Raw genomic sequence first — 19999 nt, 5'->3', positions numbered from 1 at the left:
ATCACTACACTCATGTAGTTAACTTAAAAAATCTTTTATAGTGTAACTATCAAATACAAATTAATTAATTTTGAAGGGCGGAATGCTTTATGTTTAATAACTTCTTAAGAGAAAATAAAATTGCAACTGGTATTTTAACAATCTTACGTTTATATCTAGGATATGCTTGGTTCACTGCAGGACTAGGAAAATTACAAAGCGGTGCCTTCGATGCTTCTGGCTTCTTAAAAGGAGCAATCGCTAATCCAGTAAAAGGCCCTGATGGCAGCGTGGTCTACGGCTGGTATGTTAATTTCTTAGAAAGCTTTGCGTTACCAAACATCGATGTGTTCAACTTCATCGTTCCTTGGGGCGAAACATTAATCGGTTTAGGTCTTATGCTTGGATGTTTAACAACAGCTGCAATGTTTTTTGGTCTTGTAATGAACTTCAGTTTCTTCTTAGCAGGAACAGTATCACATAACCCAACTGATATCTTCTTAGGATTCATCATCTTAACAGCAGGTTACAACGCTGGTCGCATTGGTCTTGACCGCTGGGTGGTACCATTCATCCGTAAAACTGCTCTTAAAGGTAAAGAAACAGCAAAACAACATGCATAAATAAAAAAGCGCAAGCGCCCTCGGACCAAGCCAAAGTGCAGCTTGGTCCTGCGATGATTATTCGAAGGAGCTTTCCTTAGTGTTCAGCGGCGTATGGCCTCCTCGTAAAAGCTAACGCTTTTCCTTCGTGCGAAGCCTATGCTGCCGAAGAGTTCCTTGTGGAGCGCTCCAACTGAGATAAAGGAAACACGAAGAGCCAAGCCGCTACTTGAATTACTTCATTGCAGCTTTGCGACGAGCTGAACAACCGCTACTCTGAATTTGCTATTGCGCAGGAGCAGATTGGGCGCATTCGTGCTTGACTTATCGTAGGTAGGTAAAAATCCTAAAGGGATTTTTACTCGCGGAGAGCGAAGGACACTAGCCGCTAGGGCGCTGGAGCTGGACAGTAAAAATGCCTCAGTCACAATGTGATTGAGGCATTTTTATTTAATAACTATTGTCTTCACCGTGTTCAAATCCTACGCGATCTTGATACCAATTTGTAATTTGAGTGAGTATAGCAAATACAAAAAAGAAATTCATAGCCCATACGTTAATGAAAGGTGCTAAGCCTCCGAACTCAATTCCATGATACCCTTTAATTTTCATTACAATCATAGATTCAATGAAAATTAGAATAAAACCTACAACACCCGCAACAGCCATTCGAATCATTTCTGTTCCCCTCCATACCAGCTCTTATATTTTATTTTATCTCCAAATTAGAAAAATATATTTTTGACAATTTTGTGAACGTTTATATATCTATTATAGGGCAAATTTTACAGGAAAAACAACATTAAACATTTATTTTCTTAGATTTTATTTTGGTGAATATAGATTGGATTGTTTTAGGAAACAAATAGTACTATTAGGAGGTTTTGTGAATGAAAGAACACATCTTAGAAGTACTAAACCAAATCGAAATTGAATATGAAGTTAAAATCCTTTATGCATGTGAATCGGGAAGCCGTTCCTGGGGATTTCCGTCGATGGGCAGCGACTTTGATGTTCGATTTATTTATATTCATAAGAGGGATTGGTACCTCTCGATTGATCAAAGGCGTGATGTGCTGGAGGTTCCAAAGCATGATAGGCTTACAATTTCAGTGGACAATCTCCTCGACCTAAATGGCTGGGAACTTACCAAAGCCTTGCGGTTATTTCGCAAATCCAATCCGCCTCTTTTGGAATGGCTCCATTCAAATATTATTTATTATAAGCAGTACTCTGCCATACAAAAAATCCAAGGGTTGGAGAACCACATTTTTTCTCCTGTTTCTTGCATTCACCACTATTTAAAAATGGCAAAAGGTAATTATCGTGATTATTTGAATCGGGACGAAGTCAAAATTAAAAGATACTTCAATATATTCCGCCCGCTTTTGGCAGCTAAATGGATTGAAAAGCACAAGGAATTTCCACCTGTTTCATTTACTGTGCTAGTGGAAGAAATCCTTCCAAACGGCGAGATTAGAAAGATAATTGACGCTGCTATTAAGCAGAAAATAGCGGGGAATGACCTTGACCTTACTCCCCAGCCTGCGATTATGAATCCATTCTTGGAAAATGAAATGGAGCATCTAGAGAAATATGTAACGGAATTAACAGTCAATCAACCCGATCCTACCGAACTCTTAAATCAGGTATTTCGTGAAACCCTCATTGAAGTTTGGGAATAAAAAAATTTTTTCGCTTTTCCTCCACTTCGAATTTTTCTTCCCTGAAAGCTTGAAAATCACATTGAAAACGAATATTATATAAAAGTTGTCAAAAAATGTTCGTGTTTTGGAGGAACCACTATGTTTAAGCTAAAAGAAAATCAAACAAACACAAAAACGGAACTACTCGCAGGTATTACCACCTTCTTCACAATGGTTTACATTGTTGTTGTGAATCCAGTCATTCTTGCCGATGCTGGTGTCCCCTTTGAACAGGTCTTCACTGCCACCATCATTTCCGCAGTTGTCGGGACACTCTGGATGGCATTATTTGCAAATTATCCTATCGCCATCGCACCGGGAATGGGACTAAACGCATACTTTGCCTATTCCGTTGTCGGCGGTCAACAAAATATTACCTATGAAACAGCCTTCGCGGCAGTTTTTATAGCGGGGATTATTTTTGTCATCTTGTCCTTAACACCTTTTAGAGAAAAATTAATAGATGCAATACCAGAAAACCTTAAGCATGGGATATCAGCGGGAATTGGATTATTTATTGCTTTTATTGGATTAAGACTTACACATATTATTACTGCTCATCCTACTAATTTGGTAGGATTAGGGGACCTGCGCTCGCCATCTGCCTCGCTTGCGGTAGCAGGATTAGCAATTACGCTAATTCTTCTGGCACTCCGAATCAATGGAGCATTATTTATTGGAATGATCATTACCGGCTTAATTGCCCTTTTTACCAACCAGCTTTCCTTTGATCAAGGTTTTGTATCCTTACCTTCTCTCCCCGATGGATTAATGGTAAGCAATCCCATTACGGCTTTGTCAGATGTGATTCAGAATAGTCTCTATGCAGTCGTCTTTTCATTCATTCTCGTAACCATCTTTGATACCACTGGAACCATGATTGGTGTTGCCAATCAAGCGGGTTTGATGAAAAATGGAAAATTGCCGCGTGCCCGCCATGCACTGCTTTCCGACTCTGTTGCAACATCCATTGGTGCCGTTTTTGGTACAAGTCCAACAACTGCTTATATTGAATCTACTTCAGGAGTTGCGGCTGGCGGCCGGACAGGATTAACATCCCTTACTGTAGCAGCTTTGTTTATGTTATCGGCGTTTTTCGGACCTCTTGTCAGCGCAGTTTCAGGTATTTCTGCCATTACCGCTCCTGCCCTTATCATTGTCGGCAGTATGATGATGGGCAGCATTGCAAAGATCAAATGGAACGAAATAGATGAAGCTTTTCCAGCATTCCTTGTGATTCTGAGCATGCCGTTAACATCCAGCATTGCCACTGGAATTGCACTTGGTTTCATCAGCTATCCGCTTCTAAAAATAGTAAAAGGCAAATGGCGTGAGGTACACCCGCTTTTATATGTTTTCGCCGTACTATTCTTTTATCAACTTGCATTCTTACCGCATTAAAAAATGGAGTCCCAACAAGAAGTTGGGCTCCATTTTTCTTAAACTTTGTTGCTTTTTAACAATTTCCACGAAAACAGCCTTTTTAAAACTTATTTGGGAACTGCTTGATAATTCCGTTTGTTAGGAAATCTGCCAAATGCATTAGATGTTCTTGATTTTTGTCTAAGGCCGTGATATTCGCATTCCAATCCTTATGAAGCTTGGCAACTACACCAGCTGTGACCAGTTTTAGATGGATATACATCATGTCATTTAGTTCATTTTTATTGTAATTTGGATTTGCAGCAGTTAAAAAGTTTGTAATATCATCTGCATTTTTATACCAATCCGTATTGTATTTTTTTAAGTCAGCCTGATTCCCGCTTTTCGCTGCATCTACAACCTTGCCGGCAATCAAAATATGCTCTCTTAACAATTGTGCAAGCTTGTTACCTGCTTCCTCTCCGTAATAGGGCTTTATTGCATTCCCAAGATCGTCCTGGTTTTTCAAAAATCTTTCCAGCACCGTTTTTTGGTCCTCTAGCCCTTCAATTGAACTTACGATATACTTTTCAGTCCAAAAGGCTTGTTCATTCCATAGATGCCTCAAATCAACCCTAAGTTGGACAGTTTTCTGACTTAGCGGCCGTTCTGCGGTTACCTGCTCCGCCTGTCTGGTCTCTTCCGCACTCATGGATGCAGGGAAGATTAATACAAATGAAAGGAACAAAAACATAAATTTGGACAAATGCTTGTTCAAAAAATCATCTCCTTTAATAAATCGAATCTGGCAAACTTATTATTCGATTTTTTGTCCAATTTCACTCTACTAAAAATAATTTTTTCATCTTCATAATTTCCACATAAGTTCTCTATAACTTCTTCAAAAGTTTATCTTATTATAAAGATAACTTATTTGAGACTTAGGTTTTAGGAACCTTATTCTTAAAAACTTCCCATAATTTTGCCTGGTACTTCTAGTACCAGGCACTTTTTTTGTGTTATTTATAAATCTTTCCCTAATTCGTTTCTTTGTTTTTCCATACGTACAAAGTAATGGTAAACTATCAATGAAACTACTTTTGAGGGGAAGATTTTTTTGTTTTCAAATTACCAGTTGCAATCCATTTCAAAGAAGTTACTCATATATATTGTCATTACCCTAATCCCTTCGCTGGTAATTAGTTACTATTTTGCCCAGCACGAAGTAAAAGTTGTTGAGACTTCAACTAAAAATAAAGCCCAGAAATATGCAAATGTTCATGCGATGAATCTTGAAAAATTTATAGGCGAAACCGTCGGCAGGCTAGAAATGCTTGCTTCCTCCATTAAAACTCAACATAGCAATCTATTTAATATTGAAACAATCCTTAAGGAAACTCAAGCAAAGGATTTACGTTTTTCTGGGTTCTATTTTGCCAGTTCAACAGGTAATTTGCTCATAAGTACAAACCCTACTTCCTCATTAGTCAATGTTGGTGATCGAGACTATTTCCATCAAGCGATTAGAACAGAGCAAACCAGTATATCAGAACCCCATATTGGACGGGTCACAGGGCGATATGTCATAACTATCGCTACGCCAATAGTAGACCATGGTAATATAAAAAGTGTTCTTTTGGCCAGTTTGCGAATTGATGAATTTGAAAAGTCGATGATAGGGTTAATCAACGATGAACAAATCATTGTTGCTGATCAAAAAGAAGAGACCTTAATTCAGGCAGGTAAAAAGCTGCCTTTAGAAAATACCGTGAAATCAAGTATACACATGACCCAAGTTCCTTGGACCATTACGGCCATGGTTGTTCCTGAAAGTAAACATATATTTAGGAATACCTATTTCCAATACTTTTTTATTTTTCTTATACTAACAAATATTCTTTATTTGCTAGCTCAATATTTACATTTAAGAAAAAAGGTAGAACAAGAAAAGAAACAAACAGAATTGCAAAAGCTTGAGTTGATAGGAAATCTTGCAGCAAGTACTGCTCATGAAATTAAGAATCCCCTAACAGGAATAAAAGGGTTGGTTACACTGTTAAGTGAGGAACATTCTGATACAAAATCGCAGTATTACTTCCAGGTGATCCAGCAGGAAATCGACCGGATTAATGCAATTGTAAGTGAACTGCTTGTTCTTGGAAAACCTACAGCCTATAAATTAAACACCTTTGATGTAAACACGATCGTGAAAGAAATCGAGCCAATTATCCTTTCAGAAGCCAATTTCATGAATGTAGAGCTTATGATTCATTATGGTGATGTTGATTTGCCGATTTCTTGCGTGAAGGACAATCTGAAGCAAGTACTTCTTAATCTAGCAAAAAACGCCCTTCAAGCCATGCCGAATGGGGGAAAATTGACTATTATTCTCAAAAAAAACGCTGAATCTTGTCTGATTCATGTAGCAGATACCGGAGTCGGAATGGGAAAGGAACAGTTAAAAAAAGCATTTACTCCGTTCTATTCAATGAAAAAAGAGGGTTCAGGTCTTGGATTAACCATATGTAAACGAATAATTGAGACGTTTGGCGGGAAAATTTTTATTAAAAGCAGTCTAAACGCCGGGACACAAGTAGAGATTACCCTCCCGCTATCTTACGAATGAAATCCTCCGCCCCATCCGATGATAAAAAGGGTTATTGCCAGTGCACTAACCCTTTTTATCTAATATAACAAACTTGATTTCTACCACAATACTTGCAATGATATAGCCCTTTATCCGCACGATTCAATAAAGAATCAATGCCATCCCCTGCTTTGGAATCTGTGACCCCGAAGCTAGCAGTAAGATGTCCAGCCCCTTTGAAAGAATGGTTTGCAACAACCTTTCTGAGCCTTTTGGCAAGCTTTACCGTTTCTTCTCCAGTTGAAGGAGAGATGATAATAAACTCCTCCCCTCCCCAACGACCAAAAAGCTCTCGATTGGAAAGGCTGCCTTGGATGAGTTATGCTAACTCTACTAGGACTTCATCACCAATTTTGTGCCCTTAGTTATCATTTACTTCCTTAAAGTGGTCAATATCAAAAAAAATGACTGAAAATACCTCATGCTTTTCTGCGGATAGCTTTAGTTTCTTTTCAAGCCATTCATCAATCTGCAGCCGATTCGCGATTCTCGTTAATGAATCATAATAGGCATGCTTTCTAAACATTTCTAGATCTGCATAGGTCTTAAACACATGTTGAGCATAATAGAGAACAATAATGTATACGAGATTGGCAAAGTAATATTGCCCTAAAGAATCAATCGATTCTGATGTTAGATGGTTTAAATACATGCTTCCCATTGCAAAAGTTGTTAGAAATATAACAATTGAAAAGTAGAGTCCCCGCTTAGTCCCCAGCGTTAAGAAAAAGAACAAAGTAATAATCGGCATCCAAATGATAAAATCACCCAGAGAACCTCCGTCAACAACCATATAGTTGCGTACTGTGTCAAAAAAGGTCGTAACATGATAAAAACTGACTAAAGCTAAATTGGAGTATTCTGTGAACTGAATAAAAAATCGCTTATATAGTAAAATCCAACTGATAGAAAACCAAATAGTGAGGGTATTATTAATCGATAAATTAAATGTACTTGCGGCATGAATATTTTGTAAAAGTGTATTAGAGATGAGAGAAATAATAATACATGGCACAACCCAAAGATAAATGCGGATCTTAAGCTCATTTAATGATTCAAACCTTTTTACCATCTGTATTTTTCATCTCCCAACTAATCTAAATCGATTAGTCCTGCCTGCTGTATGAAGCTGTCTGAAATAATCACAGCTGTGACCATAGCTCCTATCTTTATATGCCTTTACGAAAAAAGCAGCGGCCAAAATAGGACACTACTTCTTTAGACTATTATATCAAACATAGTGTAAGTAAAACTATAGAGTATGAATGGTTAAAAGTGTTAATTTATGAACCACAATTACGGCGTTTTTTATGGCTGCAGGTAAACGCTGTTTTGAGTTTCATGAATCTAAACATGGTATTGGCGTGCCGGCCTTTTTGGGTTCGAGGATTTCTTTTGGGGTATAGGCAATCCATAAATCGCTTATCACAGTAACAAGGGGAAAAACCACTTTCTAGACAGCGGTCATGTTTATAACAACAGGAATCCACATCATTTATCGGAGCTCCTGGTCCGCTGCATCCTGGCCCGCACCATTTGTATCCTGGAAAAACACAGAAAGAAGGACGGTTTTTACGACATCTCATATTTACTCATCTCCTTTATATAAGGCTCTTTTCTTATACTGTGTTGCCTCTTTGGAACAAAATGTTAATGATTGTGCTAAGTTTCAGCAGGATTATAGAATCAATTTATAAAAAAAGAGCCTGCAAACTAGATTCTAAAGTGCGAAATAACTATTTCCACGTTAAAATCGGCTTTAAGATTTTAACAACAATCATTACGAAAACAGCCTTTATATAAAATATGAAGGATTGAGCCAAACGGAAACAGCTTGTACATAAAAAAGAGGAAATTATTTCTATAACAGGTTTCGTCACCTATCGCAAACATTAAATGAAGGAAGAATTTTAGTATAGTGGATAACCTTAATGGTTTATCTCTTTTTTTGTCTAAAAATCATTATGATTCATTCCTTCTATCAGTCGACCTAAAAGGGAGTGAGATCATTTCCATCAATCGTATAAATTGGAATAATTCATCTTATGTTTAAACATACTTAGATTAACAAATGTTATTGGAGGAACAAAGAATTGAAGGTTAAAGAACCGTTAAGTTCATCAGAAATAGGAACACTCTGGCTTACATATCAAGAAAAAACAATGATACTAAGAATTTTAGAATACTTTTTAGAAAAATCGGATGACCAAGAAGCAAAAAATATTATGGGTATGTTGTGGCAGGAATTGGATTATTACGTGGAATTGATTCAAGGGATTTTTGAAAGTGAAGGAGTTGTTATTCCAACAGGATTCAAAAAAGAAGATGTAAATTTAGGTGCCCCAAACTTATTCGATAATGGATTCGACATTATGTTTCTTCGAATATTAAAAGAAGTAAGTATGGGTATGTACTCAATTAATATGAATATGGCATATAGAATAGATGTAATGACGATTTATGAAGGCTTAACCACTGTAACCCACAAGGTTTTTAAATTGGCTAACGTGTATTTACTAAAAAAAGGGATTTTAACTCGTCCACCTATAATAACACCGCCTAAAAGAACTGAATTTATTGAAGGTAAAAATTACATGAAAGGATTTAAACTATTTAATGAAAAAAGAGCATTAAATGCTATTGAGTTAGGTTTTCTTCATCATGGAATTGAATCGAATAATATCGGGATGCAGCTTATTACTGGATTTGCGCAATGTGCAAAGAACAAAGAGGTTAGACAATATTTTGAAAAGGGAAAAGAACTTTCAAAAAAGCATATAAAAACATTTCAGGAAATTCTTTTAGATAACGATACACAGGTTTCAGCTACCACTGGGAGTACGGTAACGACTTCAACAGTTGCCCCATTTTCTGACAAACTTATGATATATTGCGTCGACCTACTAAATGGATTTAGCATTGTTGGGGGAAGTTTCGGAACATTCTTTACTTTGAGAAATGATATATCCTTAAAAACAGCGTTACTAGCAAAAGATGTCTATTTTTACGGTCAAGAAGGTCTTGAGATTATGTTTAAAAACGGATGGTATGAAGAACCACCGCAAACAGAAGATAGAGGTCAATTAATAAATAGAAATGAATAATAAAAAATGTCTTTGAACAGATACTAACATTAGTGTTAAATTAACACTAAATTTCAATGTGGAGGAAAAACTTTGAATCTACTTCTTAGCTTATTATCAGCCTTAATTACTTTGTTAGTTAAAGCTACATTCTTTTTTGACAAGATGGATGCTAAATTAAAGTCCTTGTTAAGAAAGCAAATTTTAACATAAGCATTGGGTATTTCATAAAGTATCATCTACATTCACATTGATATAAAAAAAGGCAAGCAAATTATTTTGCTTGCCTTTTTTATATGAACCCTTATAATCCATCATCCTAAGCCATCATCCTGAAAAGCCTATCTACTTCTTTTTGCAATTCTTTTAATAAATCAAAGCTGGATTTGGTGCCTAAGCTTTCTACGATATTTGAGTAGTACCACTTTTGCTGTTCCTTTCCTGCATTAAACCTCCTCCAAACTGCCTCACCCACTTCCTCATAATCGCTTATGATAGAACGGATATTATGAAGTTTATCTGCACAAACCACAGCCCGAACTTCGTCAGAAGCCGTTTTTAAGTATTCAATGGTGTGCTCCTTTCTCTCCTTCCATGGCAGCGTCTTATCAGGTTCCGAACAACCTTCAACGATTCTTGCTATTTTAAGTCCGAATTCCTTCTCGATTTCTTCCAGTGCAAGCTGCGTATCTTCAACTGTGTCATGAAGGATTCCTGCCGCAATTATTTCCTCTCTATACCCTGCTTTTAACAACATCATTCCAACAGATACTGGGTGTGTGATATAGGGAATATCCGTGTTTTTCCGATATTGTCCTTCATGGCATTTGCTTGCTGTTTGCAGTGCTTTTTCGATGACATTCATCTTTTTATCCCTCCATATTACTAATCTCGTCTTAGTTCTATTTTTCCTTATTTCTACAAAAATCAACATAATTCCTTGCTAGATAGAACATTTATTGACAAAGTTTGTGTTATGGTCCAATCACATAATTTTGTACAAGTATATTTTATAGTACGAATGTGAAAGGAGGGATATGGAATGTGCAATTGTGGAAGACGCCGTGATGATGATGTCGCAGGTGTTAGTGATCGCAACAGAAGACGCCGTAATAATCGCAGAGATGACAGAAGAGTTGTGATCAATGCAGAAGAAGTTATTATCCGTGCTGATAGAGTTAACATTGTTGACGAGAATGATAGAAGAAGAGATGACAGAAGGGGATTCTGGTCTTAATTGATTCTTTAAAGGGATAATTTCAATTCCCACAGGCTGGTGAGATAAATAGGTCTCGCCAGCTTGTTTTTTGTTTCAAAAAAATACAAAAAATGGTAAAATTAAAATAAAAAATTACGAGAATAGAAGGTAAAATAAATGCTAGAGAAATTTAATGTTTATATGTCATCCCTTAAACAAGAAAGAATGATACGCGTATACTTCCCTGATAGTTACAAAGAGTCCAATAAACGCTACCCTGTTCTTTATATGCATGATGGACAAAATGTTTTTGAAGATGAAGGTGCTATTAAAGGGGTTTCTTTAGGGTTAAAGGATTATTTAGATAAAAAAAATCTAGAAATAATCGTGGTCGCCATTGATTTAAATCCCGAAGGTGAAGAACGTTTTAACGAATACTGCCCATGGGTGACGGGTGCAATCGCAGAGAAAATGATTGGACATCCAAGTTCCGTCGGAGGGAAAGGTGAGCAATACTTAGACTTTATTGTAAACGAACTGAAGCCATTGATAGACCGTAAATACCGAACGCTAGAAAATCAGACTTCAATGGCCGGAATTTCACTAGGAGGACTTATCTCTACATATGCAGCTTGCCGCTATCCTCGTATTTTCAAGCGGATTGCTGCGATCTCACCAGGTTATTATCGGAACCAAGAGGAACTTGAGAAATTTGTAAAGAACTCCGACTTATCAGGGGTAGAGAAGTTTTATATGGATTTTGGTACCCATGAAATCGCTGATGATAAGGAACGGAACAAAGAGTTCACAGAAATGATTCAAACCATTTATGAAATCTTGGACAGTAAAATAGCAGATACCCTCTATCAAACAATTGAAAATGGCGAGCACAACTATACTTCATTTAGAAAGAGGATTCCTCATGTGTTAGCCTATCTTTTTTCGGATCACTGTTAAAAAATGAATCCAAAAACCTTATAACTTTGAAAATATTTAGGGGGAGTAATATTGTTTTCCTTTAGAGTAGAAAAAGAAATATCAATCGAATTATTACAGCAGCACCATAAGGAAGAGTTATATGAACTCATTCATACAAACCGTGAACATCTAAGAAAATGGTTATTATGGGTTGATAAAAGAAAATCATCAGAAGACTTTGAACCGATAATCCCTATCTGGATAAGAAATTACGCAGATAACAACGGTTTCGATGCGGGTATTCGATATAATGATAAATTAGTTGGTATGGTAGGGCTTCATTATATTGATTGGAAAAATCGTTCAACGAGTATAGGTTATTTTCTTTCTGAAGAAGCTCAAGGTAAAGGGATCATCACAAGGTCTGTGTCGGCATTGCTGAGCTATCTCTTCGGTACGATGAATATGAATCGAGTGGAAATCCAATGTGCTGTAAATAATCATAAGAGTATTTCTATTCCAGAACGGCTTGGTTTTGTCAAAGAAGGTATCAAAAGGGAAGGGCAATGGCTATATGACCATTATGAAGACTTGGTTACTTACAGCTTATTATCAAAGGATTGGAATGATATAAAAAAAGCTCGCCAATTTTGACGGCTTTTTTATATCTATTTGAAATGTTTTTTCTGATTTTATCCACATTACCAAACTACCTAAAATAATCGACTCCTATTAAAATGGTTTCAAAATCATCAAGGCAATAATGATAATAAAAATTACGTTTGCTAGGTATTCATAACGGAACAAAATTTTTGATAATCGGAAATACTCATCTGGAATTTCCTCACCCTTATGTGCTGCTAACAATTCCTTTACCGGTTTGGACCTTGGTGATAATAAAAGTGGACCGCTCGCAAGCGCTGCTAAAAAAAGGATTAAACTAGTAACATACCAACCCATCCGAAATAGGCTCGGATTCATAAAGCCCATGATTAATCCTGTTACGAGCAGGAGTGTGCCGCCTACCATAACAAAGATATGCAGTTTATGTCTAAGGGCGTAGGAATGTCTTAATTCTGTCATTGTTTTTCCGGATTTTACAACAGTTGTTAAGATAAAACCTGGTCCCATTCCTAAAATCGCAGAGAAAATATGTATAACTACAATTATTTTATAAAAAGTAATCATTTTTACGATCAACCCCCTTCTTCTAGACATCACTATTTTAACATAATGGTGGTTAAAACGGTTTTAATGTACTTAATCTGTCATAAAACTTCCTTTTTTTTAGTGATATAATAAAGAGAAACCTGGTCGAAGGGGGTAACTTACTTGAAAAAAATCGTTAAATTTGTTTATATCATCATCGGATTTATATCCCTGGGTTTAGGGGTTGTGGGACTTGTACTGCCTGTTTTGCCGACAACTCCCTTATTGCTATTAGCATCCTACTGCTTTGTAAAAGGATCAAAACGATTTGAAGTCTGGTTTAAAGGGACAAAACTTTATAAACGCCATTTGGAGACCTTCGTAAAAGAAAAAGCAATGACGTTAAAACAGAAGCTGACGATTCTGTTATTTGCAGATGCGATGATTGCCATTCCCTTCTTCATCCTTGATAGCTTGATCGTCAAAGTGTTGCTCGTACTAATCGTATTTTATAAATATTATTATTTTATTTATAAAATAAAAACGATACGTGAAGCTCCTGCTACTAGCCATTAAAAAACACTTGTCATACAATCATGACAAGTGTTTTTGGTTCAATAAAATGGAACGCCAATACCTCAATGATAAGTAGTTTTCTCCCTCTGCATTCCCATATCCATGTTGTTCATTTTGAAAAATAAATCCTCTTGCTTCATAAAAAGGAATCCCCTTGTTGTTCCCTTTTTGGACGGAAACCCATTGCTCTCTTGCATGAAATTCATCTTTCTGTTGTTTCGTAATAGCTTCTAACAGCCTGGATCCAATTCCTTCATTACGCCGGTTAGGATTCAGATACAACACAAAAACTTCACCTGCAGAATCGCTAATCATCCCGCCGCCGCCGGCACCAATTACCTCGCTATTTTCGACCGCTGCAAAGTAACCTCCCCAATGTCTGCTAGTGTTTGATACCTCATTTAGTATTCTTTCTATGTTGTAAAACTCTTTAATGATTCTCTCAATATATTCTCGAGAATGTGTTTCACTGTATGTGGCTCGATATCCATCACTACAAACTTTAGCTATTCCTTGTACATGCTCTGGATTTGCTTTACAAATTTTGATCATAAATATACTCTACTTATTAAAAGTGAGCCGGTAGGCTTTAACAATGATTCCATCATTAGCAGGCTCGAAATCATATTGTGGCAATCGCTCAAAACCTAACCGTTCATATAAACTCATCGCACTTTTCATAAAATCCGCTGTATGAAGACCAATTTCCTTATGCCCTTTCTCCTTAGCACGGTTGATACACTCTGAAACCAAGGCAGCCGCTACCCCTTTGCCTCGTACTTCTGGTGAAACCGCGAGCATTCGGATTTCAGGATAGTCCAACTCCTCAACATACCCCTCATAGGCATCGGTTTTTGCCGGAAACAATGCTACACTGCCTACAATCTTACCAGCCTCCTCCGCGACGAGCAGTTCAACTCCTGACTGTATATCTGCAATGGAGGAGATTCCTTGCTTCAGAACCTGCCAATGACCTTCCGGGATTTTTACTGCATGCTCCTGATAAGCGTTGACCCTCTGCTCTCGAATGAAAGCTAATTCACTTTCTACAGCTTCACGAATAATCAAATTTTCCTTAATAAGAAACTTTTCTTCCTTATTACTAAGTGCTTGACGGTTATGCTGGGATAGGAGTCCAGATAGATCCGGCCCCTTTGGCAGAATGCTATTATGCCCCTTTTGGTCATTACTTGCGATATGGTTTGATAAATGATAATGCCTTTTAATGGCGTCGAAATCAGTTGCATCACCAAAACCTGGCGTTTGATATAAATCTCGCAAATAACCCCATAGGTTTGGAAAGTCAATAATCCGATTTCGATTTGTTTTAAAAGCAGAGTAATACGCCGCATCGAAACGAACCAACGTAGCATAAAGACGAACATCGGAGTCAGTAATATAATCTCCAAATAAGAAACGCTGTTTCGATAAACGTTCCTCTAATTCATCTAACCTGGCAAACAAGGTATCATATGCGAATTCATAGGCTTCCTGCGTTTGCGCAAAGCCGCATTTATAGACCCCATTGTTCACATCATGGAAGATGACATCATTCAGGGCATCTATCTCTTTCCGTAGAGATTCAGGATACAAATTCGGTGCATTTTCCTTATGGAATGGTGCCCAAACTGTTTCTAGATAGTTTGTTAGTTTGAAATAATCATTGTTCACAACCTTATTTTCCTTCACATCTACCATGACAGGAACAGTGGGTCTGCCTGAATAATCAGGATCGGTATTCTTATATATTTCACTCATATAGCGGATTCCTAAGACAGGGTCTACATTATTTTCATCCAATGAGAATTCCCAATCTACATGGTGCAGCTTTGGACGCATGGGACTTGCAGTACCTAAACTGATTACCTCCTCTAAACCTAGCAATCTTCTAACAATTACCGAGCGGTGCGCCCATGGGCAGACTGCAGACCATAAAAGACGATATCGTCCTGCTTCAACTGGAAGGTCACCATCCTCGAATCCAAACGGAGTATTAAATCTATTTTTTTGGCGATTAAACGAACCATCAGCTTTGATTTCAGCCGCAACGCTTCCTTGCCCATTTTTTGTCATTATACTTACACCCCTATTTTATGTTCTTTTTAAATGCAGCACCATATGTTCATCGTCCAAATAGACACCATTTAGTTTCATAGCTTTTTCTTCAAGTCCATATACTTTAAAGTCCAAACTCAAATATAGCTTTTTTGCAGCCTCATTCGTTGCAACCACCGATAAATTAATTTTCTCAATTACTTCAATTGATTTTGCTTTATTTATCGCTTCTGTAAGCAATGCTTTGCCTACACCTATTCCCTGCTTCTTTGGTGTGACGTACATCGCATAAATGTTTGCTCTATGCCGGATTTTTTCCGCTTTTTCTTGTAAGAGTGTTACAACACCAATTAGCTTGTCACCTTCGAAAGCCCCAAACGTATAATTTCCTTCATCTGCGAAGTTCCCTGCAACTTGCGTGACCGGATTCTCTCTTTTAATGGCATCCTCATAACTAGTCAAAAACGCCTCCGGGGCTTGCTTCAAGGCCTCTAGCCTTAGATCCCAGTATTTTTTTGCATCCAATGAGGTTAGTTGTCTAATTTCCATAGGACACCCTCCCTTTCCACTTAAATGGTATATCTACTATATTACTAAAATTTCAAATAGATAGATAATAAATTCAACGTCCTTTCATGGTGACCACTTCTCCCCATACAAAAATATGCCACAGTAACAAGTCCTGTGGCAGTGACAAATTTATTCTTATTTTTTTAAATAGAGGTTTGGCTCTACTCAGAATCCTTTTACGTATCCAATTGATCATCATTTCCTGCGAGGTCATTCCTATTTTTTCCTTCTGTAATAACACGGTCAATATCCAGATAAGGTTTACCGCGCAATGCGTCGTTTGAAATAATCGTTGAAGTTTCATTATTAGTATTCATATTGACTGCCTCCCGATTGACTAATTTTGCCTCAAGAGGTAGTTTGTACAATTAGAGCGAAAAATAGTAAAAGTAATTGGACTCTTTTTTAAAGCCGATTCTTTCATATAAACTCTGTGCAGTTATATTATCGTTCCCTGTCTCTAATGATACTCCTTTTGCACCTGTTTCCTCTGCAAATGCTATCGCTTTATTAATTAATTTATCTCCATGTCCCTTTTTACGAGCAGATGCCTTTACATATAGATCGTTAAGGATCCATGATCGTTTCATACTTACAGACGAAAAGGTTGGATATAACTGAACAAAACCTACCGGATTACCCTCATCAAAAGCAATAAAAACCACCGAATCCCCGTTCGTTAATCTTTCTTTTAAGAAATTCTTTGCACCTTCTAGATTCGATTCCTGCTGATAAAATATTCGATAGGAATTAAATAGTTCTGCTAAAGAATTAAGATCATTTATAGTAGCTCTCTGAATACTCATGGTATCCCCCCTTTATGAATAGTAAATAATTAAATCTCTTAAAAGCTTATCTAATGTTGTAAATTTGTATCCCAATGACTGAGCAAGATCCGTATTCACAGACCAAGAACCAGGAAAATTATAAGGTGATAGCTCACCATCCTCACGTAGAATTGCTTTAACGGATACAAGTTCTTCTATTAAAGAAATTAGTTCGCCTAAACTGCAGTCTCCTTGTGATCCTGGATTGATACTTCCATGAAAATCGGATTGAGCGATACAATATAAAAACGAAGCTGCTTCACCAGAATCAATAAAGCTATACCTTAAATCAGGATTTTCGATAAACATTGCTTTTCCATCTTTCACATGCTCTACGTGGAATTTTAAGCGGTTCGTATAATCGTCTTGGCCTAAAATGATTGGAAAACGCACCGCAGTCACAGGAATTGCAGCTTTTTGAAATAGAATTGCCTCTGCTGCACGCTTTGCTTCCTGATAGCCAACATACCCTATGTACTCTCTCCTAGTTTTTAAAACTGGGGTAAATTCTAAAGGGTTAAAACCCTCTTCTTTATGATTGATGCCAAAATCATATACTGCCTGACTCGATGTAAAGATATACTTTTGAACTTTTCCTGTTAATGCGTTCAAAGTATCAAGTGCTTCTTGAGAGGAATAGCACGTTTGATCAAATACTACGTCCCACTCCTTATCTTTAAAAGCTGTATACAGAGACTCTGAGTCTTCTCGGTTGATTATCAATCGAGAAACTTGATTACCAAAGGCATCAGCTGTCAGACCTCTTGTTGCGATAGTAACTTCAACCCCGTCATCGATTAATAATTGTACCAGCCTCTTGCCAACAAATTGCGTTCCCCCGAGTATTAATACCGATTTCATACCAAATCTCTCCTCTGTCCTTTCTATTTATTTTAACTTAATTTACCAGTGGAATGATACTCAAAATACAGCAATAGGGCCTTACTTACGATGAAAAGTAAGTAAGGCCCTATATAGTAAAATTTTTTAATTAGAATGCACCTAACATGACTAACAATTGGCGAAGACCTTCTAAAGCAAATCTCCCTATAAAGCTGTAAGCTAATATCGCAACGATTGGTGAAAAATCAATCATTCCAAGCGGCGGGATAAATTTCCTAAAGATAGATAAGTAAGGGTTAACGAGTCTTCCAACCAGCATCCCTATTTTGGATGTTTGAAATTGCGGGAACCAAGAACCAAAAATACTAATCAAAATTAACCAATAATAAATATCATAGATATAATTTGCTATTACCAAAATATTTGTGCCCAAATTTTTTCTTCCTATCTATAAATTTTTTTCAATTCCTCTACTGTTCATATACGTATTATACTCAATAAGGTTTCAAATATATCTATATTTTTAACTAAAACTGTTTTATTACTTAAAAGTGCAAAGAGTCTAAAAAGTTCAGAAAGAATTCACCGTTCTTCCTTCCAGAAATTAGTATTATTAAACTATGAAATATGCTTTGTTTTTACTAATTCTAAGGGGAACACTATTTGTAAGGATGCTAAATAAGCATCCTTTTTTATTTGCCACTTTTTGAACGGAAATGAATGTTTTTGAATTTTTATGATTGATTTTAATCACTTTTAATTGTAAGATGAAAGCAGGAAAACCTGAAAGCGTTTTAGGAGGCATTGATTATGTTAGAGCCGGATCGCCATCAAATCATATTAGATGCATTAAAAGTAAAGAGTTCTGTAAAGCTTCAGGAACTCGTCGAATTAACAAATTCCTCTGAATCAACAATACGAAGAGATCTCATACAGTTAGAACAGGGGAAATTTCTCAAGCGCGTGCACGGGGGTGCTGCCAGGCTACAAGGAAAGCTCCAGGAACCTAGTATGAGTGAGAAATCATCCAAAAACCTTCAAGCAAAACGTCAAATCGCCCAATATGCGGCGGGTTTAGTGAACGAAGGTGACTGCATTTATTTGGATGCAGGTTCAACAATCGTTGAAATGATCCCTTTTCTTCCCGATAACATTGTCGTTGTAACAAACGGCCTATCACATGCAAATGAACTTCTGGAAAAAAATATTAAAACATTTTTAATAGGCGGTTACGCAAAACCAACCACTAAAGCCTTGATTGGGCGCGGTGCATTAGACAGCCTGGAACATTACAGATTCGACAAGTGCTTCATGGGAGTAAATGGAATCCATTCACAATTCGGTTATACAACTCCCGACCCTGAAGAAGCAATGGTCAAACAACTGGCCATTTCATTATCGAGCGAAGCATATGTCGTGGCAGATGAATCAAAATTCTCGGAAATTGCTTTTGCTAAAATTACCGACCTTCATCTGGCAACAATTATTACCAATGAGTTAGACCCTGATACGAAGGAGCAATACCATAGTAAGACTAAAATTAAGGTGGTTTCATCATGATCTATACTGTTACGTTAAACCCATCACTTGATTACATTGTAGAAATTGACCAAGTTACACTTGGAGAATTAAATCGAACAAAAAAGGAAACTAAATTCCCGGGTGGAAAAGGAATCAATGTTTCCCAAGTATTAAAACGATTAGATGTTGACAGTCGTGCCCTCGGATTTATTGGAGGTTTTACCGGAAATTATATTGAGAGATTCCTATCATCCAATGGAATTCACACTGACTTTGTGAATGTTGCTGAGGATACACGAATCAATATAAAGCTTAAGTCTGAAAAAGAGACGGAAATTAATGCAAAAGGCCCCAATATTTCCGAAGAAAATTTTGAAGCCTTAAAAGATAAAATTAGGAATCTTACAAATGAAGATATACTTGTTCTTGCTGGCAGCATTCCATCCACTATGCCAGAGAGTACCTATGAGGAGCTTGTGAAACAATGTAATGAAAATGGCACGAAATTTGTTGTCGATGCGGAAGGTGAACTACTTAAAAAGGTACTTCCATTAAAACCATTCCTAATTAAACCAAATCATCATGAACTTGGTGACCTATTCAATACAGTTATTACATCTTGTGAAGAAGTCATTCCCTATGCGAAAGAGCTTGTGAAACAAGGTGCGCAAAACGTGATTGTATCCCTTGCTGATAAAGGTGCTGTTCTCATCAATAAGGACATAGCCTTGATTGCCACAGTCCCTAAAGGTGAAGTAAAAAGCTCTGTGGGTGCAGGAGATTCCATGGTAGCTGGTTTTATTGCAACCTATGAAAAAACAAAATCACTCGAAGAAGCCTTCCGCTTTAGTGTGGCTGCTGGCAGTGCGACGGCATTTTCAATCGGATTATGCACACGCGAAAAAATGGAAGGCTTGCTCCCTCAAGTAATAGTAGAAAAGACAAACCAAAGAGGAGAATGAT

The 19999-nt window shown here is 37.1% G+C and carries 21 protein-coding genes and 3 pseudogenes; 11 read left to right on the top strand and 13 right to left on the bottom strand.

The window, feature by feature from the left end; translation table 11 throughout:
- Positions 1-89 precede the first annotated feature (89 nt).
- On the top strand, positions 90-602 hold the full coding sequence (locus tag V7108_RS18290) for a DoxX family protein (protein ID WP_335569020.1): 513 nt from the start codon (positions 90-92) through the stop codon (positions 600-602).
- A gap of 429 nt (positions 603-1031) precedes the next feature.
- Here V7108_RS18290 and V7108_RS18285 read toward each other — a convergent pair whose 3' ends face one another.
- A complete protein-coding gene (locus V7108_RS18285; protein ID WP_335511168.1) occupies positions 1032-1259 on the bottom strand; it encodes a hypothetical protein in 228 nt (75 codons plus the stop codon).
- A 212-nt stretch (positions 1260-1471) separates the two neighbouring features.
- Between V7108_RS18285 and V7108_RS18280 the strand changes: the two genes are divergently transcribed.
- Both V7108_RS18280 and V7108_RS18275 read left to right on the top strand, forming a co-directional pair.
- Complete coding sequence (locus tag V7108_RS18280; RefSeq protein WP_335569019.1) at positions 1472-2266, top strand: nucleotidyltransferase domain-containing protein; 795 nt, start codon at positions 1472-1474, stop codon at positions 2264-2266.
- Between the two features lie 120 nt (positions 2267-2386).
- On the top strand, positions 2387-3688 hold the full coding sequence (locus V7108_RS18275; protein ID WP_335569018.1) for an NCS2 family permease: 1302 nt from the start codon (positions 2387-2389) through the stop codon (positions 3686-3688).
- 82 nt (positions 3689-3770) lie between these two features.
- Here the strand turns inward: V7108_RS18275 and V7108_RS18270 are convergent, their stop codons facing one another.
- Positions 3771-4427: a glycosyltransferase gene (locus V7108_RS18270; protein ID WP_335569017.1), complete on the bottom strand. Its 657-nt coding sequence runs from the start codon at positions 4425-4427 to the stop codon at positions 3771-3773.
- 339 nt (positions 4428-4766) lie between these two features.
- Here V7108_RS18270 and V7108_RS18265 point away from each other — a divergent pair, with 339 nt between their 5' ends.
- On the top strand, positions 4767-6275 hold the full coding sequence (locus V7108_RS18265) for an ATP-binding protein (RefSeq protein ID WP_335569016.1): 1509 nt from the start codon (positions 4767-4769) through the stop codon (positions 6273-6275).
- A gap of 55 nt (positions 6276-6330) precedes the next feature.
- Here V7108_RS18265 and V7108_RS18260 read toward each other — a convergent pair.
- A pseudogene (locus V7108_RS18260) lies at positions 6331-7047 on the bottom strand (GGDEF domain-containing protein).
- Between the two features lie 1342 nt (positions 7048-8389).
- Here V7108_RS18260 and V7108_RS18255 point away from each other — a divergent pair.
- The gene (locus V7108_RS18255) at positions 8390-9400 is read left to right on the top strand and encodes a DUF3231 family protein (protein WP_335569015.1); all 1011 of its coding nucleotides are present in this window, start codon (positions 8390-8392) and stop codon (positions 9398-9400) included.
- 298 nt (positions 9401-9698) lie between these two features.
- Here V7108_RS18255 and V7108_RS18250 read toward each other — a convergent pair whose 3' ends face one another.
- Positions 9699-10244, bottom strand: a complete 546-nt coding sequence (locus V7108_RS18250) for an HD domain-containing protein (protein ID WP_335569014.1) — start codon at positions 10242-10244, stop codon at positions 9699-9701.
- A 177-nt stretch (positions 10245-10421) separates the two neighbouring features.
- Between V7108_RS18250 and V7108_RS18245 the strand changes: the two genes are divergently transcribed.
- From V7108_RS18245 to V7108_RS18235, 3 genes are all read left to right on the top strand, one after another.
- Complete coding sequence (locus tag V7108_RS18245; RefSeq protein ID WP_335569013.1) at positions 10422-10616, top strand: hypothetical protein; 195 nt, start codon at positions 10422-10424, stop codon at positions 10614-10616.
- Positions 10617-10754: 138 nt separating this feature from the next.
- Positions 10755-11534, top strand: coding sequence for an alpha/beta hydrolase (locus V7108_RS18240; protein ID WP_335511149.1), 780 nt, complete (start codon positions 10755-10757; stop codon positions 11532-11534).
- 51 nt (positions 11535-11585) lie between these two features.
- A complete protein-coding gene (locus tag V7108_RS18235; RefSeq protein WP_335511147.1) occupies positions 11586-12149 on the top strand; it encodes a GNAT family N-acetyltransferase in 564 nt (187 codons plus the stop codon).
- 78 nt (positions 12150-12227) lie between these two features.
- Here V7108_RS18235 and V7108_RS18230 read toward each other — a convergent pair whose 3' ends face one another.
- Entirely contained in the window at positions 12228-12683 is a 456-nt protein-coding gene (locus V7108_RS18230; protein WP_335511186.1) for a DUF2269 family protein, read from the bottom strand.
- Positions 12684-12827: 144 nt separating this feature from the next.
- On the opposite strand from V7108_RS18230, the gene V7108_RS18225 reads away from it, so the two are divergent.
- Positions 12828-13220 carry a DUF454 family protein gene (locus V7108_RS18225; RefSeq protein WP_335569012.1) on the top strand — a complete coding sequence of 131 codons (393 nt, stop codon included), beginning with the start codon at positions 12828-12830 and terminating at the stop codon, positions 13218-13220.
- Between the two features lie 18 nt (positions 13221-13238).
- Here the strand turns inward: V7108_RS18225 and V7108_RS18220 are convergent, their stop codons facing one another.
- The 8 genes and pseudogenes from V7108_RS18220 to V7108_RS18185 form a co-directional block, all read right to left on the bottom strand.
- Entirely contained in the window at positions 13239-13772 is a 534-nt protein-coding gene (locus V7108_RS18220) for a GNAT family N-acetyltransferase (protein ID WP_335569011.1), read from the bottom strand.
- Positions 13773-13781: 9 nt separating this feature from the next.
- A pseudogene (locus V7108_RS18215) lies at positions 13782-14135 on the bottom strand (GNAT family N-acetyltransferase); the annotation flags it as partial.
- 159 nt (positions 14136-14294) lie between these two features.
- Positions 14295-15293, bottom strand: a pseudogene (locus V7108_RS18210) (glutathione S-transferase family protein); the annotation flags it as partial.
- 18 nt (positions 15294-15311) lie between these two features.
- Entirely contained in the window at positions 15312-15824 is a 513-nt protein-coding gene (locus V7108_RS18205; RefSeq protein ID WP_335511141.1) for a GNAT family N-acetyltransferase, read from the bottom strand.
- A gap of 197 nt (positions 15825-16021) precedes the next feature.
- The gene (locus V7108_RS18200) at positions 16022-16162 is read right to left on the bottom strand and encodes a hypothetical protein (RefSeq protein WP_335511139.1); all 141 of its coding nucleotides are present in this window, start codon (positions 16160-16162) and stop codon (positions 16022-16024) included.
- A 51-nt stretch (positions 16163-16213) separates the two neighbouring features.
- A complete protein-coding gene (locus tag V7108_RS18195; protein ID WP_335569010.1) occupies positions 16214-16651 on the bottom strand; it encodes a GNAT family N-acetyltransferase in 438 nt (145 codons plus the stop codon).
- A 12-nt stretch (positions 16652-16663) separates the two neighbouring features.
- The gene (locus V7108_RS18190; RefSeq protein ID WP_335569009.1) at positions 16664-17533 is read right to left on the bottom strand and encodes an NAD-dependent epimerase/dehydratase family protein; all 870 of its coding nucleotides are present in this window, start codon (positions 17531-17533) and stop codon (positions 16664-16666) included.
- A 130-nt stretch (positions 17534-17663) separates the two neighbouring features.
- Positions 17664-17948, bottom strand: coding sequence for a YggT family protein (locus V7108_RS18185; RefSeq protein ID WP_335511134.1), 285 nt, complete (start codon positions 17946-17948; stop codon positions 17664-17666).
- 377 nt (positions 17949-18325) lie between these two features.
- Here V7108_RS18185 and V7108_RS18180 point away from each other — a divergent pair, with 377 nt between their 5' ends.
- Entirely contained in the window at positions 18326-19075 is a 750-nt protein-coding gene (locus tag V7108_RS18180) for a DeoR/GlpR family DNA-binding transcription regulator (protein WP_335516492.1), read from the top strand.
- Entirely contained in the window at positions 19072-19998 is a 927-nt protein-coding gene (pfkB, locus tag V7108_RS18175) for a 1-phosphofructokinase (protein ID WP_335569008.1), read from the top strand. Before V7108_RS18180 ends, pfkB begins: the two co-directional genes overlap by 4 nt.
- Position 19999: the final 1 nt, after the last annotated feature.

It is taken from the genome of Neobacillus vireti (assembly GCF_036962345.1).
GTDB lineage: Bacteria > Bacillota > Bacilli > Bacillales > Cytobacillaceae > Neobacillus > Neobacillus vireti_A.
Note: the sequence above shows the minus strand (reverse complement) of the source record. Positions and strands in the feature narration are given on the sequence as shown.

Coding starts and splice junctions, on each gene's coding strand:
- V7108_RS18245 (WP_335569013.1), top strand. CDS start 10,422: ATGTGCAATTGTGGAAGACGCCGTGATGATGATGTCGCAGGTGTTAGT.
- V7108_RS18250 (WP_335569014.1), bottom strand. CDS start 10,244: ATGAATGTCATCGAAAAAGCACTGCAAACAGCAAGCAAATGCCATGAA.
- V7108_RS18240 (WP_335511149.1), top strand. CDS start 10,755: ATGCTAGAGAAATTTAATGTTTATATGTCATCCCTTAAACAAGAAAGA.
- V7108_RS18200 (WP_335511139.1), bottom strand. CDS start 16,162: ATGAATACTAATAATGAAACTTCAACGATTATTTCAAACGACGCATTG.
- pfkB (WP_335569008.1), top strand. CDS start 19,072: ATGATCTATACTGTTACGTTAAACCCATCACTTGATTACATTGTAGAA.
- V7108_RS18230 (WP_335511186.1), bottom strand. CDS start 12,683: ATGATTACTTTTTATAAAATAATTGTAGTTATACATATTTTCTCTGCG.
- V7108_RS18195 (WP_335569010.1), bottom strand. CDS start 16,651: ATGAGTATTCAGAGAGCTACTATAAATGATCTTAATTCTTTAGCAGAA.
- V7108_RS18190 (WP_335569009.1), bottom strand. CDS start 17,533: ATGAAATCGGTATTAATACTCGGGGGAACGCAATTTGTTGGCAAGAGG.
- V7108_RS18285 (WP_335511168.1), bottom strand. CDS start 1,259: ATGATTCGAATGGCTGTTGCGGGTGTTGTAGGTTTTATTCTAATTTTC.
- V7108_RS18290 (WP_335569020.1), top strand. CDS start 90: ATGTTTAATAACTTCTTAAGAGAAAATAAAATTGCAACTGGTATTTTA.
- V7108_RS18220 (WP_335569011.1), bottom strand. CDS start 13,772: ATGATCAAAATTTGTAAAGCAAATCCAGAGCATGTACAAGGAATAGCT.
- V7108_RS18180 (WP_335516492.1), top strand. CDS start 18,326: ATGTTAGAGCCGGATCGCCATCAAATCATATTAGATGCATTAAAAGTA.
- V7108_RS18205 (WP_335511141.1), bottom strand. CDS start 15,824: ATGGAAATTAGACAACTAACCTCATTGGATGCAAAAAAATACTGGGAT.
- V7108_RS18280 (WP_335569019.1), top strand. CDS start 1,472: ATGAAAGAACACATCTTAGAAGTACTAAACCAAATCGAAATTGAATAT.
- V7108_RS18275 (WP_335569018.1), top strand. CDS start 2,387: ATGTTTAAGCTAAAAGAAAATCAAACAAACACAAAAACGGAACTACTC.